This window comes from Nocardia acididurans (assembly GCF_016741815.1).
Taxonomy (GTDB): domain Bacteria; phylum Actinomycetota; class Actinomycetes; order Mycobacteriales; family Mycobacteriaceae; genus Nocardia; species Nocardia acididurans.
On sequence record NZ_JAERRJ010000001.1, the window covers coordinates 168,439 to 185,439 of the forward strand.

Here is a 17,001-nt window from a genome sequence, read left to right on the forward strand (position 1 = left end):
CCCTACCCTTTGAATTCCGAGACCCGCACGACGTCCCCCGTCGCGCTCATTTCGATATAGCCTCGCTCCTCGGCGGCATTGCTCACGTAGATGCGCACGATCACCGTCTTGTCGCCACTGCGCGCCCGCGCCATGCCCTCGATATCGAAGACGAGGTGGGTGACCACGCCGTCCGGCACCTTCACAGTCGCAGGCGCGCCCGTGATCAGCCGCCCCAGCGCGGCCACCTCGAGGGTCGCCAGATCGAACACCGGCGTATCGGTCTTGCGGGTGACCGGCGCACCACTGCGCTCGAAGCCGCCCCGGAAGCTGTAATCCTCCTGGCGATTGGGCTGGCCGGACACCGGCCGCCGCAACGAGGCGTAGCCGTCGTGAAAGCTGAGCTCGTCGACGAGACCATCCCCGAACTTGGTCCGGTAGAGGTCCCGGAAGTACGAAATCCCTTCCTCGCTGAGCAGATTCGGCATGGGTACGACGCGCGGCTCGATCACGCCGAGATCCGCGGCGGGCCGCACCTCCGATGTCGACCCGGTGGAATCCACCGCGACGAACGCGCCGATCGCCGCCGCCGTCGCAGCCACCGCCACCACGGCGGTGAACCAGTTCTTCCGCCGTGCGCGGGGCGGCCGAGGCGCGGCGGGCGCGTCCGCGGGCCGCTGCAGATCGGCCGTGAGGTCGGCCAGTTCCCCCAAAGTCTTGGCCGCACCGGCGAGTTCGGTCAGCGCACGATGATCGTCCTGCGACAGCTGCCCGTCTCCGCGTGCGGCGTCCAGCAGCGCGCACGCCGCCGACCGATCCTTGTCCCGTGCCCGCACCTCGCCCGGGTATGCCCCGCGTGCTGCCCGCCCTTTCCCGGAATCCGGCTGCGGCAGAGCGAGATCCGCTGTCCCCGCCGATTCCTGGAGATCAGCGACCAGCCGATGCAGTTGCCCGAGCGTCTCGGCCTTCGCCGCTCGCTCCGATCGCGAGTGATACTCCTCGTTGCCGAGCTGGCCCTCCTCGTACGCGGCATCCAGCCGCGCCCGGGTGTTCACCCGGTCGATGTCCCGGGCTCGCATCTGCCCGGCCGCACCCGAGAGTCCCGCCGATCCGGGCGACTTCGAAACCACATACGGATCGTAAGCGCCCGACCGGTTTCTCATGCCCCACTCCACCCCGATCGCCGGGACGCGAGGTCAGTGCGCGGCAGTGCGGACCTCTTCGGCCAGATCGTGGTCGAGGGTCACCCGGACGAGAGCGGCGGCGAGGTCGGCGTCGTGGCCGTCCGGGTTGAGGCGGGCCAGTTCGGCCGGGTCGGTGGGCAGGTCGAGTTGTTCGGCGCCCTGCCGTGCGCGTTCGTCGAAGTGCGGGCGGATCCACGGCCAGATGTCCTGGATTTCGCGCAGGAAGATGCTCGCACCGGTGGGGCCGATGCCCTGGAACTGTTGCAGGAGTTCGACCAGGCGGCAGGGTTTCTCATCGGATTCGGCGGCGAGTTCACGCAGGTCGCCGTGGTAGCGGTCGATCAGCAGGGCGGCGTTCGCGCCGAGGCGGGTGGCGGTGGATTCGTCGTAGCGGCGGTAGCGGGCACGACCGAGGGCGTCGACGAGTTCCTGCCAGTCGGCGTCGGCGATGCGGTGCGGGGTGGTGTAGCCGGAGGTGACCAGTTCTCTGGCGGCGGCCACCGCCAGGCCGGCGGAGATGCGGGTGCTCAGGAGTTGAGCGAGCACCAGCAGCTGGAACAGGGGTGCGGGTTTGTCGGCCAGGCGGATGCCCGCCTCCGCCGCGTAACTGGTTCCGGCGCGTTCGAGTAGTGCGTGGACGATGTCCTGTCGTGTCATGTGGCACCTGCCCTTCGGACATGGTGCGCGTACCCGGTGCGGCGGTGTCCAACCCTGATTTCAGGGCGCTGGTTCGGCCCTCATTCGAGAAGCGGGAAGCGCCCGGAGCCGAGCACTCCGGCGATGGCGGCCATTCTGTCCCGCGGAGCGGCGTAATCGGGGTGCGCGCCGATGACGGCGGCGGCATCGTGCAGCCGGACCATCTGCTTCTCCGCCTCTTCGACGCTGCGCCCACCGGGTGTGACCGGGTGGGCGGCGAAGGCGGGTCGGCGCGGGTCGACGCGGCCCAGTTCGAGGGCCTTCTCGACGCGACGCGAACAGCGGCAGAAGGCGTCCGGATTCGACAATCCGCAGGTCCTGGTGAGGAAGCTGCCGAGCCGCTTCTTGGCTCGCTCCACGCGCTTTCGATATGCCGCCGGGGTCGCGCCGGTGATCCAGGCGGCCTCGGCGGAACTCACTTCGAACACATCGGAGAGTACGAAGGCGACCCGCTCGTCGCGCGCCAGGCACTGCAGCATGGCCTGGCTGCAGTTCAACCTGACCTCGTGGGTGAGCAGGGTGGCTTCCGGGCCGCGGTAATCCTGTTCGGCCAGACCGTCTTTCAGCCCTTCGCTGAAATCGTCGAGGCTGAGCTGGTTCGTCTCCTGCGGGGTCCTGCGGCGCAGATTCAGCAGGAAGTTGACTCCCACCCGGTAGGCCCAGGTCAGCAGCCGCGCCTCGGCCCGCCAGCTGTTCAGGTTCTCGACCACGCGCAGCAGGATCTCCTGGGTGGCGTCCTCCGCGTCGGCGGGTCGCCACACCATGCGCAGGGCCAGCCGGTAGATCGGATCCTGCAGCAGCAGAACGACTTCCCCGACGGCGGTGCGGTCGCCCGCCACCGCCCGCGCCACCAGGTCCCGCTCGGCCGCGAGGGCTTCCGGATCGAGTACCTCGGGCGCTGTCGCCACACCGGACGAGTACGGTTCGGCCGCTTCGTTTTCCACTCCGCCCAGCTTCGACGCGAATTCCGCGCTACGCAAGCGGAAATCCGCCGGGCCCGCGGCACCCCCGGGAAAGGGATCGGGGGCGAGGTGTGCACCTCGCCCCCGATCAGCCCTGCCACGGCCGTTTCAGATTACCGGCCGTGCCGCCGCCGAGCGCGTACCGCCCGAAACTCGCTCACCCGACCTTGGCGCCGAGCAGCGCGTGCCGCTGGATCCAGTCGGCGACCGCCGCGCCGATGGCGTCCGGCTGATCCTCCGGGCTGTGATGCCCGGCGGGACCGATGGAGGCGGTCTCGCAGGCGGCGAATGTGGTTGCCGCCCAGTCGATCATCTCCGGCGAGCCGAGTCCGACGCCGTTCTCGACGGCCATGACCAGCTTGGGCACCTCCGGCGACTCCGACATCCACCGGTCGTAGTTCTCGATGATGGCGACCACGTCGGCCGGTTCCCCGCCGAGCGGGAATTCGCGCGGCCACACCAGCATCGGCAGGCGGGATTCCGGGGTCGGGTAGTACCGGCGGTACTCCTCGAGGGCGGTCAGCGACAGGCTGCGGGTGGAGGCGGGCAGGTTGAATTCGATGAACATGTTCTGTTCCAGCACCAGCTTCTCGCCTTCGTCGGAGCGGAAGCGCCGGAACAGTTCCGCGCCCTGCGGCGGCATCTCCGACCAGTCCATCGGACGCAGGAAGGTCTCCACCACGGCGATGCCGCGCACTCGTTCGGGATGCCGTGCCGCCCAGTGCATTCCGAGCGCACCGCCCCAGTCGTGGCCGACGATGACGACCTGGTCCAGGCCGAGTGCGTCGAACCAGGCATCCAGGTAGCGGGCGTGATCGACGAACCGGTACTCGCTGTCGGGCTTGCCGGAGTCGCCCATGCCGATGAGATCCGGTGCCAGCACCCGGGTTTCGCCGGACACGTGCGGAATCACATTGCGCCAGATGTAGGACGAGGTGGGGTTGCCGTGCAGGAACACCACGGGGATGTCGCCCGCGCCGGTGTCGGTGTAGTTGAGGTAGGAGTCGAGGATGTCGATGGTCGGCATGGCCGGTGTCCTTCCGTGTGAACTGCTTTCACCTGGGTTGGACACGGGATCGCGACCGCTGTGACCGCACTACGGTGTGACGTGCATCACTGATGCTATTCGCGGTAACGGGCCGATTCGCTGTCCCCCGGCCGCTCGGACGGGAAGAATCCGGAGCAGGACGCCAGAGCAGGGGTAGGAGTCGGTCATGCGCGCAACCGTGGTCCGCAAGGGTGAATTCCGGGTCGAGGAGATTCCCGACCTCGTACCCGGGCCGGGCCAGATCCTGGTGAACGTCACCCGCTGCGGCATCTGCGGCTCCGACCTGCACGCCCGTGTGCACGGCGACGACATGGCCGACCTCACCGGCGCGACCACCGGCTACCAGCACTTCATGCGCTCGGATCAGAGCGTGGTGCTCGGCCACGAATTCACCGGCGAGGTGGTCGAATACGGCGTGAACACCCGCCGCCGCTGGAAGCCCGGCACGCCCGTGGTGGCGCTGCCGATCCTGCGGCACGGCCGCGAAGCCCACCTCACCGGGCTCTCGGCCGCCGCGCCCGGCGGCTACGCCGAACAGGTCCTGGTGCAGGAATCCATGACCTTCGACGTCCCCAACGGACTGTCCCCCGACCATGCCGCACTGACCGAACCGATGGCCGTGGCCTGGCACGCCGTGCGCACCGGACGGGTGAGCAAGGGCCGCACCGCCTTCGTCATCGGCTGCGGACCCATCGGCCTGGCGGTCATCAGCATGCTGAAGGCCGCCGGGGTCCGCACCGTGGTGGCCAGCGACCTCTCCCCGCGCCGCCGCGAACTCGCCACCCGCTGCGGCGCGGATGTGGTCGTGGACCCCGCCGTCGACTCGCCGTGGAAGGCGGCGCCCAAGAAGTCGATCATGAACCGCGACCCCATCGACCTCATCAATTCCGGCTTCGACGCCATGGCCAAGCTGCGCCGAATCCCGAATGTGCCCTGGTGGTACCTCTTCCGCGCCGCCCACACCTTCGACATCCGCCCGCCGGCCCCCGTCATCTTCGAATGCGTCGGCGTCCCAGGCATTCTCGACCAAATCCTCGCTGCCGCCCCCGCCATGTCCCGCGTGGTCGTGGTCGGCGTCTGCATGCAACCCGACACCATCCGCCCCGCCGTAGCCATCAACAAACAGCTCGAACTCCGCTTCGTCCTCGGCTACGACCCCGGCGAATTCCGCGACACCCTGCACATGCTCGCCGACGGCAAGGTCGACCCCTCCCCCTTGATCACGGGCACAGTCGGCCTCGAAGGCATCGACGCCGCCTTCACCGCCCTCGGCTCACCGGAACAGCACGCCAAGATCCTCGTGGATCCGCACAGTTCGAAAACCGCACCCTGACAACCTGCCGTGAGCCTTGCCGAGGAGCGCTAGCTCTGTGTATTGCCGGTGCGCGGCAGGCTGATCCGCGCGAACGGGGTGGTCGGGGGCGCGTGCAGGATTTCCAGCAGGCCCTCGGCGCTGCGGGCGGCGGTGAGGCAGGCGTTCGCGGTGGATTGATCCGCCAGGGGGTGGCGGGCGCGGGAACGCCATTTGTGCACGGCGGCAAGGGCTTCCTCGCGCTGGGTGGCGATATCCGTGTGCGCGGAGAGCCCGAGACGCAGGTGGGTGGCGACGCCCGCGCCGCCGATCAGGCGATGCAGTTCGTTGAGATCTGTTGTGGGGAGCGGTAGTTCGTCGGAGCGGAGATGGCCGAGCAGGCGGAGTTCGGCGAAGCTGTGCACATCGGCGAGCAGGGTCCGGACCCGTGGCAGCAGGGTGTCGGCGGAGGTGCCCGGGTTGGTGGCGAGGATCCGGGCGAGCGCCGTCAGCGCCGAGTGCGCCTTCAATTCATCCGCGCGCTGTGCGAACTGAACGTCGAGCACGGTGCGCAATTCGTCGAGACCACTGCGCTGCGTGAGTTCTCTGGCCAGGGAGTCGGCGTCACGCACACCCAGCCGAATCAGGGTGACCGCCAACCGGATTCCGAACAATCCGAATCGGCCGGCGAGATGCGCGCGGAGCTCCGGCGGCACCGGCAGTGGCAGATCCGGCCGAGCGAACCGATCCGCCGACAGCAGCGCGGCGCTCAACTCGTCCACGGGCACGGTCGCCAACGCCTCGAACGCCGCGTACTCCCGCTGCCGCAGCGTGGCCGCCGCGAACGCCAGCAACCCCGCCACCGGAATCACCGACTGGCACAGGCCGGTTCGCTCCAGCTCGCCCGAAAACCGCGCCGCCACATCCCGCGCCGAATGCAGGGCGTCGATCCGCCCCGCCCCGATCTCATCCGCCCGCGACACCACGCCGATCACACCCAGCGGCCCGGCGGGATTCGGCCGCGTCGCGTCCGCGCCGCTTCGGTCCGCACCAGACCCGATCCGCTCGAGAAAATCCACATCCGCCGCATCCAGTCGGCGCAGCAGATAGACGACGGCATCCGCGCTCGGCAGGGCGGCATCCCCGCCCTGCGGGGTCAGGAGCCGGGAGGTCCGCGCGGACACGTCCCGCGACAGCGAGGAGATGCCCGGGGTGTCGATGATCGTGGTCTGCGCCAGCTCGGCCGAGGGCCATTCCACCTCGAGGCGATCGACCTCACGCGGCGCGCCCGAATTCCAGCGCAACCCGGACAGATCGAACGTGAGCCCGTGCGCGCCCGGCAGCCCGTCGGCGCCGCGACCACGCCGCACCACCACATCGGCCCGTGCCCCGTCCCCGGAGTACGCGGTCACCCGGGGTGCGGCGCCATTGCGATACCAGGTCACCAGCCGCGTGCACTCGGTCGCGTCGGTGGGTGCGATGTCCTGCCCCACCAGCGCGTTCAACAGCGTCGACTTCCCCGCTTTGAGCTGCCCGGCCAGCGCGACCCGCAGCGGCTGATCCAGTCGCCGCGCGCATTCGTCGAGCTGCGCCCGCACGCGCGGCCGGCCCTCGAAGGCGCGCCGAGCCGCCGCGACCAGCCCGCGAGTCTCCGGCACCAGCCCGTATCCCGCCGAGTCGTACCTCATCGGCTCGCTGTTCCGCAGCACCCAAACACCTCCATGCGTCGCATGGCATTCGCGCCGACCAGGCATCGCGTTAGCAACAGGAGACAGCACGCACACCGCGCCCGCAGGCCACGGGCGCGGCGGGCGGTGCCAGCTCGGGGCAAGACGGCTGCGATCCACCGCCACACCGCAGGCCACGGGCGCGCCAGGCGGTGCCAGCTCCGGGCGGGACGGCTGCGATCCACCGCCACACCGCAGGCCACGGGCGCGCCAGGCGGTGCCAGCTCCGGGCGGGACGGCTGCGATCCACCGCCACACCGCAGGCCACGGGCGCGCCAGGCGGTGTCAGCTCGGGGCAGGACCGGTGCGATCCACCGCCACGCGGATCGCCGGGAAGCTGCCGGGTTCGGGCTGGGGTGGGCGGGCGGCCAGGGCTTGACCGCGGGCGCCTTCGATGCCGAGCATGGCGTCGGCGTGGCGGCGCAGTTGGGCTACCACGTGCAGGCGGCGTTCGAGTTCGGTGGCGCGCTGGGTGCGGTGGGTGGACTCGAGGTTGGCGGCTTCCTGGGCGGCGCGGAGCGAGTCGTCGAGGGAACGCAGGGTGCGCTCGGCGACGGCGGTGAAATGGTCGCGGAGCAGGCGGTGGATGCGGTGCAGGCGGTCCTTGGTCTCCTTGCCGGTGTGGAAGGCGACGTCGTCCACGTAGCGGCGGACCGACACCTTCGCGTCGGAGCGGCGTTTGGCCAGGCGGGCCTGCTTGTCGTCACGGAAAGCCTTGCCGCCCAGCAGGAGTCCCGCGCCGAGGGAGAGCGGGTTGACCAGGGCCATGCCCGCCATGGTGCCCATCAGGCCGACCATGACGACGCCGCCGTAGGAGCCGCGCACGCCCACCAGGATCTTGTGGCCGAAGCCGAGATCGGGTTCGAGATCGGCGAGCGTGCAGGAGCCCGCGCGAGAGGTATTGCCGTCCAGGGCTTCTCGCACATCCGGCAGGTCTACGGTGCCCAGTTCGGTGAAGTGGGTGGCGACCTGTTCGGCGAGTTTCACCGCGCGGTTGCGGGTCCACAGCAGGTTGTCGCCGACGGCGGTGCCGACCTGGGTGGTCAGCCATTCCTCGATGCTCTCCCAGTGCCGGCCGGGATCATGGTCGTCGATCCACTCCTCCGCCTCGTGCGAGATGGTGCGCAGCCGGTTGCGCAGGTCGTGGTCGACATCGCCCGCGAGATCGGTGACACCGTCGCCGAGGGTCTGCTGCCAGACGGCGGTACGCCGATGCAGTTGCTCCGCAGCGGTTTTCGCCGCCCGCAGTTCCCGGATGGCGGCCGCGCCGCGCTCGGGATCCCGCAGGGCCACCAGTTCACTGCCCAGCGCCAGCGCCAAATGCTCTGCCGCCGAACTGATGTCGAGGGCGACGGTGCGCGCCACCTCGGCCTGGTCACGCGCCACCACCTGCTCGCGCAGGAACTGGAACACCAGCCCGAACCCGGACTCCCGGCCGAGCTGCTCGTCCTGCAGGCGCATCGCGTGGGTGCGCAGCAGCGCGGACACCGGGATGATCGGCACCTCGATTCCCGCGTCGCGCAGGTGGATCTGGTTTGCGTCGAACACCTGCCGCCAGTGCGGATACAGGTCCACCTTGGTGAGCAGCACCGCCACCGCCGGGCACAGTTCCCGCACCTGCCGCAGGAACTCCACCTCCGGATCGGTGAGTTCGGTCGACGCGTCGGTGAGCAGCAGTACCGCGTCGGCGGCGGGCACATTCCCGAGCACGCCCGCGCCACTGGTGCTCCCGTGCGTGCCGACGCCCGGGGTGTCCACCACCACGAGCCCGTCGGCGAGCAGCCGGTTGGGCATCTCGATCTCCACCCGCAGCACGGGCCGTCCCTGCGCTTCGGGCGCGCGCCCGGTGACGCCTCCCGCCTCCGCGAATCCCACTGCCACCCGCGAGATTTCACCGTCACCCCCGGCGACAACGAGCGCCGCCCGCTGCTCGACCGCGTGGGCGAGCACCGTGGTGACGGTGGTGGTCACATCGTCGCCCACCGCGCACACGTCCTGGTTGATCAGGGCGTTCACGAACTGACTCTTGCCCTGATTCCCCAGCCCGGCGACCACGATACGACGGCGCGGATCCCGCACCTTCCCCGCGAGCGTCTCCAACCGCCCCACGAGATCACCACGGTCCGAAGCCCGCGCCACCGCAATGGTTTCCGACAGTATCGCCAGCAGCGGATGTCCCGCCGAGTTCCCCGACACAGCTCTCACCAACCTTCATCCAGCTCAGGAGTGCAGCATGTCCCCGATGACATCGCCGCCGGGGTAACTCCCCAGCTCGACCCCACCGCTCACGCCGCTCTCCCCGAACACCCCGCCGTCCAACCCGCCACCCTGCACCCCGGCCCCGAACGCCTGCGAAACATCCACTCCCGCCCACGGATTCGCCGCACCACCGATCCCCGCCGAGGCATCCACCCCGCCCCCGACCTGCGCACCCGCCCCGGACCCGAGCCCCACCTCGACCCCATTCGACCCATGCACCCCCACATCCACACCCCCGGTGACAGCCTCGCCCACCCCGGTGAGCCCAGCCCCCAACCCGCCCCCAACCTGCGCACCGAGCCCCGTAGCGGCATCAACCCCACCACCAACGGCACCCCCGAGCCCGGCACCGGCATCGATCCCGAGCCCGGTGGCAGCATCGATCCCACCACCCACGGCGCCACCGAGCCCGGCCTCCAGCCCGGTCCCGACCTGCGTCCCCACCCCGACGGCCCCATCAACCACCCCGGAAAGCCCGGTCTCCAAACCACTTCCGACCTGAGCCCCCGCACCCAAGGTCCCATCGACAGCACCCGTAACTCCCGCACCCAGCTCAGTACCCACACCCGCGGCACCATCGAGCGCCCCGGACAGCCCGGCATCCAGCCCGGCCCCGACCTGCCCGCCGACCCCGAGCGCCCCATCGACACCAGTCGAAACCTGGCCCGCCAGTTCAGTTCCCAGGCCGGCGGTCACACCGGTGGCAGCATCGATCCCACCGGAAAGACCTGCTTCGAGCCCCGTCCCCACCTGGCCACCGAGCCCGGCCGCACCAGCAAGCGCGCCCGCCAGACCGGTGTCGAGCCCCGCCCCGACCTGCCCGCCAACACCGAGCGCACCATCGATACCGCTCGAAACCTCGCCCGTCAGTTCGGTTCCCAGACCCGCAACCAATCCGGTGGCGGCGTCGACACCGCCCGAAAGCCCCGCATCGATCCCGCTCGAAACCTGGCCTGCCAGTTCGGTTCCCAAACCCGCAGTCAGATCGGTGGCGGCGTTGATCCCGCCGGAAAGACCGGTGTCGAGCCCCGCGCCGACCTGGGCACCGAGGCCCGCCGCGCCGTTCAGTGCACCGGAAAGCCCTGCCTCCAAACCGGTTCCGAGCTCCGCACCCATCCCTGCCGCGCCATTGAGTGCGCCCGAGAGGCCGGTGCCGAGGTTCGCGCCCACCTGGGTGCCGAGGCCCGCCGCGCCGTTGAGCGCGCCTGAAAGGTCGGTACCCAGACCCGCGCCGGCCTGGGTACCGGCATCCACAGCCGCGTTCAATCCGCCGGAAAGGCCTGCGGCGAGGTCGGTTCCGGCTTGTGCACCCGCGCCGAGGGCGGCGTTGATTCCGCCGTGCAGTGCGGATTCGAGGCCTGCGCCCACCTGGGTGCCGGCGTTCACGGCGGCGTCGAGGCCGGTGCCGAGGTTCACTCCGCCGTTCAGGCCGAGGTCGGTGTTCACGCCCAGGTTGGTGTGCAGTGCCGAATCGAGGACGGCGCCGAGGTTCGCGCCGATATTGCCTTCCAGGCCGGTGGCGGCGTCCACCGCAGCGGAGACGCCCGCACCGATGCCTGCGGCGAGGTCGGTGCCGAGGTTGGTGCCGAGGTTGGCGGCCAGGTCGGTGCCGAGGTTGGCGGCGGCTCCTGCCACCGCGCCGATGCCGGTGGCCAGGCCCAGTTCCACGCCGGTTCCGAGCTGGGCGCCGAGGCCGACCTCAGCGCCGGTGGCCGCACCGACGTTGACGGCCGCGCCGGTCGCCGCGTTGACCGCGCCGTTCACGGCGGCGGCGCCGTTGAGGCCCGCGGCCCCGTTCACACCGGCGGCGCCGTTGACGGCCGCGTCCACTCCGGCGGCGGCGCCGGCGTGGCCCGCGGCGATGATGGCGGACAGTTGCGAACCTCCCGCTACCAGGGCGGATTCGGCGACCATGGGTGCGACGGCGGCGATGTCCTCGGGGGTCACCGCGCCGAGTCCGGCGTCGGCGAGCGCCTGGCCGGGGTTGACGCAGTAGTCGGCGGCGGCGTCCTGATCCCGCAGCAGGTTGAGGATGAACTCGAGAATTGCGTTGGGGCTCATGGCAAATCATCTCCTGGATGGGCGGGCCCCGTTGACCCGCGCTGCTCGAATTGCCTTTCACGTTAGGAACGCGACCCGTTACGCCGAAACGGGGTGAACTCCCCCGTGTCGCAACGCGGCGGGATTGGGGGCAGGCCGGGCATTAGGGGAATTTCCCCCAACGTGCCGGAGAACCGGTAACGACGAACCCCCAGCAACCGACAGGAACCATGGGTCAACCGGCCCACACGTCCATTTCCACAAATCGGACAAACGAGCTTTCGCGCGACACGCGGACCGCAACCACCGCGTGTTTCGAATGACAGGGGATCTCGAATGAGTCAGGGGCTGGCGCTCGGCATCACCGTCGGGTCGTCCAATACCGTCGCCGTGACGACTTCGGGGGGACACAGCACCACACACATCCGGCCGAGCGCGCTCGTGCCGGAGCAGGAATTGCCGGAGAGCTTCCTGTCCCGGGTCGGGGATCCCGTGGACATCCGGACCAGAGACGGATCCGCTGTTCGCGCGGCGGATCTCGTGGCCGCGGCGATCGGCCGGGTAGTGGACGACCTCGACGCCGCCGCGGCCACGATCGCCTGCTATCCGGCGTGGTGGTCGCAGCACACGGTGGAGGTGCAGCGCGACGCGCTCGCCGCCGCCGGACTGGACGGTGTGGCACTGGTTCCGGAGCCGGCCGCGGCCATGCGCTGGCTGCAGGAGGTACACGAGTCCACCCACGACGGCGCGATGGTCGTATACGACCTGGGCACAACGGGTTTGACCGTTTCGGTGGCGCGCACGGGCGCCATGTCGGGACTTCTGGGCGAACCGGTTCGTTCCACCACAGTGGCAGGTGCGGAATTCGATCTGCTCGCCATGCGCTACGTCCTCGCGTTTGCGGTCGGCGAAAATGATTTCGATCCATTCGATCCGCGAGTGGAACAAGAATTGGCGGATCTCCGCGTTCGCTGCAAAATTGCGAAAGAAACACTTTCCAAACAAACGGCCACGGTGGTCCCGGTCCGCCTACCCGACCTCGGCCCGGTGGACGTGCGCCTGGTCCGCGACGAATTCGAAGACCTCGTCCGCAACCCCCTGCTCACCTCCACCGATCTGGTCCGCGAGGCCGTCCGCCGCGCCGGACTGACCGTCGCCGAACTCGACGGCATCCTCCTCACCGGCGGCGGCGCGGCCATCCCACTGGTCACCGAACTCCTCTCCACCGAATTCGGCATCCCGGTGGCCACGGCCGCCGACCCCGCCCACCTCAGCGCACACGGCGCGGCACTGCTCGCCGCCGACCTGCTCACCGACACCACCCCGACCGAACCGCACCCGAGCATCGCCAGCCCCCTGGCCGGGCTGGCCCGCCCCGGTATCCCGGCCCGTCGTGATCCCGGCTCCGAACGCGCAAATGACCTGCGCTCCAACAGTTTCGAATACTCAGCCGCAGAGAGCGGAACACCCGGCGCGGGGCTACCCGGACACCCGAGCGGCGCGTTCCCCCGCACCGACCGGAACTCCGACGACGGGCCCGGCGCACGCGAACTCCCCGTGAGCCACAGCGCCGAGCGCACCCCCGCCGCCGAGGAATCCGTGTCGGACAAACCGCGCGCTCTGCCCACCCTCCCCACCGACGACGAACAGCCCACCGGATTCGCGCATTGGAAGCGGGTCGCGGTCATGGGCGCGGTGGCCGTGGCCATCGCCGCGCTGGCCACGGGCACGCTGGCCATGGGCACCGGTGTGCAATCGGCCCCACCGGAATCGTCCGGGCCGCAAGCACCTTCGACGACCGTGGCGGCCCTGGACAATGCCGATCCGCAGACCGGTGGCAGCGACCAGGCGGGAACCACCGGCCAGGCCGCACCCATCGCCGGAGTGGGACCGACCACCGCCGGGCGTCCGGCCGGATCGAATCCCGCAGCGGGAGCGGGCAATCCGTCTCCCGGCGCCGCGCCCACCACGGCGGGCGCGGCGGCCACCGAACCGGCCGCCCCCGCCGGGCAACCGGAAACCACTGCCCCGCCGCAACTTCCAGCCGCGCAGCAGCCGCAACTTCCGTCCCTGCCGCAGCCCGAGCTGAAGGTTCCGACGGTACCGTCCCTGCCCAGCGTGCCCGGTGTCCTCAACGGCACCGTCGATCAGCTCGGCGACGCCGTCCCGGCGCTCCCGACACAAGTCCTTCCCCGCACCGGCGGCTGAGAGTTGGATTCCAGTTGATAGGCAACACCCCAGTCGCACTCGATTCGCTCCCGTGCGCACGAGAAATCCTCCGGGACCTGGACTCCGCTGACTCCACGCCCCCGCTCTACCTCATCCGGGGCCGCTCCGGCACCGGCAAATCCACCCTGCTGTCGGCTATCCGCGCCCGGCTCCAGCTGCGCGGCATCACCGTCACCGACCGTCCCGGCGACGTGGTCCCCCAGCTGCGCGGCCTCACCAACGACCGCGCGGGCGACGTGGCCGCGACCCCGGACAACAGCCGCGACACGGTCACCGGGTCCACCTCCGACGCGGACCCCACCGCGGCGGAGCCGAGTCCGGCCGGCCGTCGCGACGGTACGACGCAGCCGCGCAACAGATCAGCCGTCGATCAACTCGTGGTCGCGGCCGTCGCGGGCGCCGCGTCCACGTCCAACGGCGCGGACGCTCTCCGGCACAGCTACGCGCTGGTCGTGGACGACGCCCACGGGCTCACCGCGGATGAACTCGAATTGCTCTACACGGCCGCCGATTCCGCTGCGTGCGCGGTGATCGTCGCGAGTCGTCCCCGCCCGCACGACACGCGCACACGCGCCTTCGCGGATCTGGTGTCGCGCCGGGGCCGGGTGGTCGATCTGCGGGCACTCGGCGTCACCGAGATCGCCCCGTTCGCACGCGAATTGGGCATGATGGTGCCGCGCGGTCTGGCCCAGCACATCCACCGCCAGACCGACGGCATCCACGGCGGCGTGGTCGCCGCACTGTCGGCGGCCTGCGCCACCCGCCTGGATGCCGGGGTTGCCGCGGTCGACAAAGCCGTCACCGCCTGGGCCCGCACCCGCCTCGACGACGCGGACCCCGACCTCCTGGACACCTTCGTGGTGGCCGCGCTCGGCGCGGGCCTGGATGCGAGCGAGCTCATCGAGGTCCTCGACGTATCCCCTTCGGTAGCACAGGATCTCGTGGATAGAGCGCGGGCCGGGGCGCTGATCACGGACGCGGATCTCCTCCTCTCCCCCGCCGTGGCTCCCCTGCGCACCCTGGTCGGCGACCGCCGTTTCCTCGCGGTGCAGCGCAAACTACTCCAGGCACGCCTGGACGCGGGACTGCTGCGCGACCACACCGCGCTCCTCCTAGCAGAAGCCGGGGTCCGCGATCCCCGTCTGGCCGAATTCCTCTGCACCGCAGCGGAAAAGGCGGGAGACGAAGCAGTCCGCTACTACGCCGCCGCGGCAGCGGCCGGTGCGGACTCCACCGCCATCGCCGTCCGCTGGGCCGACGCCGCCGCCCGCGCCGGCGACTGCGACGCCGCCATCCGCCTGGCCGAACCGGCCCTGGCCCGCCCCGAAACCCCGCCCGCCGACCTCACCGCCGCCGTCCGCATCTGCGCGGGTGTCTGGGCCCGTCGCGGCCTCACCACCCGCGCCGCCCAGCTCTACACCTGGCTCGGCGCCCACCGCGTAGGCGCCGACTGGGCGATCGGCGCGGCCGTGCTCTACCTCGCGGGCGACGCCGAAGCCGCCCGAGCCCTCTCCTCCTCATCCGCGCACTGGCCACCGACCGAGGCCAACGCTCGCGCCGCCCTCATCGCGGAGGCCCTGGCGGGCTCCACCGAAACACCACCGAGCAATGGCCTTCCCGCCGCGTCCGCACCCACCGGTCGTAGAGGCGACCACACCACCGCCGCGACGGTCCCGGTTACAGCCACGAACGCGCCCGTCACCGCCCCCGGTTCGTTCAGCCGACCGACCGCCCCACCTGGCCCCCTTCCCGATGTCACCGGCGTCAGCCCGCTCGGCCAGTCGTCACCCGCATCCAATTCCATTGGGAGCACCTTCGGCATCGACTCCGCCCCTCGAGAGGCAACCGCGCCCGACTCGGACCGTGCCCCCCGAGCCAACGGTTCCTCGAGGGCGACAGTCGAATCCGCAACCACTTCGGCTGCCCCCAGTGCAACGACGTTCGGCTTCGCTCCCACCGCGAACGGCCGCAATTCCTCAGGCCACGCGACAATCGCTCGCGGCGGAGCTCCAGGCGCGCACGATGACGACTCATTCGGCCGCGCGGCAACCGCGCCCGGTCTCGCTCCGAGCTCTCGGGATGGGCGCAGTTCCGGACCCACCGCATCCGCTGCCGGATTCGATCGGTCCAACGGCGGTGACGACACCGCCGACCACACGGTGACCGCGCGCGGTTCCGGGCCGACAGTGCGGAACAGCGTCGAGGTCGAATCAGCCTCGTCCGCAGGCACTTTCAGTCATGCACTGCCGGGTGCGGGCTTCGAGCCGGGCGTGCGGGTAGTGCCTGCGCTGACTGTGCCCACGCCGCCGAACGCACTCGACATGACTGCACCGCAAGGTATTCCGGCCATCACACCGGAGTCGGCGACACCGGGCGAGCATCGGCGGACACAGCTTCCGGCGGTTTCCGACGCCCGTCGCACGGCGGCGGTGGCGGCAGCCTCGGCGCTCATCGGGGCCGCGCATTACAGCTCGGCCCCCGGCGACAGGTTCCTGCCTTGTTCGGCGGTGTCCATCGCGACGCTGCTGTGCTTGAGCATGGGTGAACCGCGCCGGGCCGCGGATGCCCTGCGTGGTGCGGGCCAGGATCCGCAGCATCGGGTGCTGGGGGCCTGGGTCGCGATGCTCGGCGGCGATGAGCAGTCGGCCGCCGCGATCATCGCGGATCTCGATGTGGCGCAGTTGGATCCGCGGGATCGGCTGCTGGCGCACGGCGTGATCGTCGGGTTGGCGCGGCGCAGCGGGGATCACACCGCGCTGACACTGGCCTGGCAGGCGGCGTATCCGCTGTTCGACGAGGTGGGCGCGGATCTGCTGGGGCTGTTGCCCATCGGTGAACTGTGGCTGGCGAGTATCCGGCTGCGGGACGAGGGCCGGGTGAGCGCGCTGGTGGGCGCGGCGGCCGAGGTGCTGGCGCGACTCGGGGAGCCGCCCGCGTGGGCGAATGCGTTCCACTGGTACGCGATTCAGGCCGCCATCGCCCATGAGAATCCGAATGAGCTACTGCCGCACGCACATCGGTTGAAGGCTGCCGCCGAGGCCGGTGACCCGCAGGCCGCCGCGCTGGCGGACGCCGGCCGCACCTGGGTGCTGGTGCTGCGCGGGCAGGTGGCGCGCGGCCCGGTGGAGGCTGCCGTGCATCGGCTGGCCGCGCTCGGTCTCATCTGGGATGCGGCCAGGCTCGCCAGCGAGGCCGCTCTCGCCGCCGATGATTCGGCGACCGCGACGGCCCTGTTGAAGCTGGCGCGCACGATCCGCGCGCAGGCCCGTCCCCCGGAGGGCGCGGCCATCCGGCCTCCGGTTCCGGCGGATCCGGCGCCTCGTCCGGAGCCGGTCATCGAGACCGTGCTCAGTGAGCGTGAGCGTGAGGTGGCCGAGCTGGTGCTACTGGGCTTGACCTACCGGGAAATCGGGGCTCGGCTCTACATATCCGCGAAAACCGTGGAGCATCACGTGGCGCGGATACGACGTCGAATCGGTGCGGGCTCACGTTCGGAGTTATTGTCAATGCTCCGCGCCATGGGCCACGGCTCCCTGCTCGTGTGATCATTCGGTGCGGAGGACCATGACGCACCGAGTGAGGTAAC

Annotated in this window: 9 protein-coding genes and 2 pseudogenes; 4 read left to right on the top strand and 7 right to left on the bottom strand. The window is 70.5% G+C overall.

The genetic code is table 11. The annotated features are described in order from the left end of the window. Window positions 1-2 precede the first annotated feature (2 nt). The 4 genes from JK358_RS00785 to JK358_RS00800 all read right to left on the bottom strand — a co-directional run bounded on the left by JK358_RS00785 (window position 3) and on the right by JK358_RS00800 (window position 3,848). Window positions 3-1,109, bottom strand: a complete 1,107-nt coding sequence (locus JK358_RS00785; protein ID WP_201942157.1) for a DUF1707 SHOCT-like domain-containing protein — start codon at window positions 1,107-1,109, stop codon at window positions 3-5. Window positions 1,110-1,175: 66 nt separating this feature from the next. Further along, on the bottom strand, window positions 1,176-1,820 hold the full coding sequence (locus JK358_RS00790) for an HhH-GDP family DNA glycosylase (protein WP_201942160.1): 645 nt from the start codon (window positions 1,818-1,820) through the stop codon (window positions 1,176-1,178). Window positions 1,821-1,900: 80 nt separating this feature from the next. Then, window positions 1,901-2,803 carry an RNA polymerase sigma factor gene (locus JK358_RS00795; protein WP_307817208.1) on the bottom strand — a complete coding sequence of 301 codons (903 nt, stop codon included), beginning with the start codon at window positions 2,801-2,803 and terminating at the stop codon, window positions 1,901-1,903. A gap of 175 nt (window positions 2,804-2,978) precedes the next feature. After that, window positions 2,979-3,848: a haloalkane dehalogenase gene (locus JK358_RS00800; RefSeq protein WP_201942163.1), complete on the bottom strand. Its 870-nt coding sequence runs from the start codon at window positions 3,846-3,848 to the stop codon at window positions 2,979-2,981. Between the two features lie 187 nt (window positions 3,849-4,035). Between JK358_RS00800 and JK358_RS00805 the strand changes: the two genes are divergently transcribed. Further along, on the top strand, window positions 4,036-5,202 hold the full coding sequence (locus tag JK358_RS00805) for a zinc-binding dehydrogenase (protein WP_201942166.1): 1,167 nt from the start codon (window positions 4,036-4,038) through the stop codon (window positions 5,200-5,202). A 29-nt stretch (window positions 5,203-5,231) separates the two neighbouring features. Here the strand turns inward: JK358_RS00805 and JK358_RS00810 are convergent, their stop codons facing one another. From JK358_RS00810 to JK358_RS00820, 3 genes are all read right to left on the bottom strand, one after another. Further along, a complete protein-coding gene (locus tag JK358_RS00810) occupies window positions 5,232-6,848 on the bottom strand; it encodes a dynamin family protein (protein WP_201942169.1) in 1,617 nt (538 codons plus the stop codon). Window positions 6,849-7,172: 324 nt separating this feature from the next. Beyond that, a complete protein-coding gene (locus JK358_RS00815; RefSeq protein ID WP_372440573.1) occupies window positions 7,173-9,092 on the bottom strand; it encodes a dynamin family protein in 1,920 nt (639 codons plus the stop codon). 15 nt (window positions 9,093-9,107) lie between these two features. Continuing rightward, the gene (locus tag JK358_RS00820) at window positions 9,108-11,207 is read right to left on the bottom strand and encodes an IniB N-terminal domain-containing protein (protein WP_201942175.1); all 2,100 of its coding nucleotides are present in this window, start codon (window positions 11,205-11,207) and stop codon (window positions 9,108-9,110) included. 315 nt (window positions 11,208-11,522) lie between these two features. On the opposite strand from JK358_RS00820, the gene JK358_RS00825 reads away from it, so the two are divergent. The 3 genes and pseudogenes from JK358_RS00825 to JK358_RS40740 form a co-directional block, all read left to right on the top strand. After that, complete coding sequence (locus JK358_RS00825; protein WP_201942178.1) at window positions 11,523-13,394, top strand: Hsp70 family protein; 1,872 nt, start codon at window positions 11,523-11,525, stop codon at window positions 13,392-13,394. A 14-nt stretch (window positions 13,395-13,408) separates the two neighbouring features. After that, a pseudogene (locus JK358_RS40735) lies at window positions 13,409-13,870 on the top strand (hypothetical protein); the annotation flags it as partial. A gap of 2,886 nt (window positions 13,871-16,756) precedes the next feature. Next, window positions 16,757-16,960, top strand: a pseudogene (locus JK358_RS40740) (response regulator transcription factor); the annotation flags it as partial. Between the last annotated feature and the right edge of the window lie 41 nt (window positions 16,961-17,001).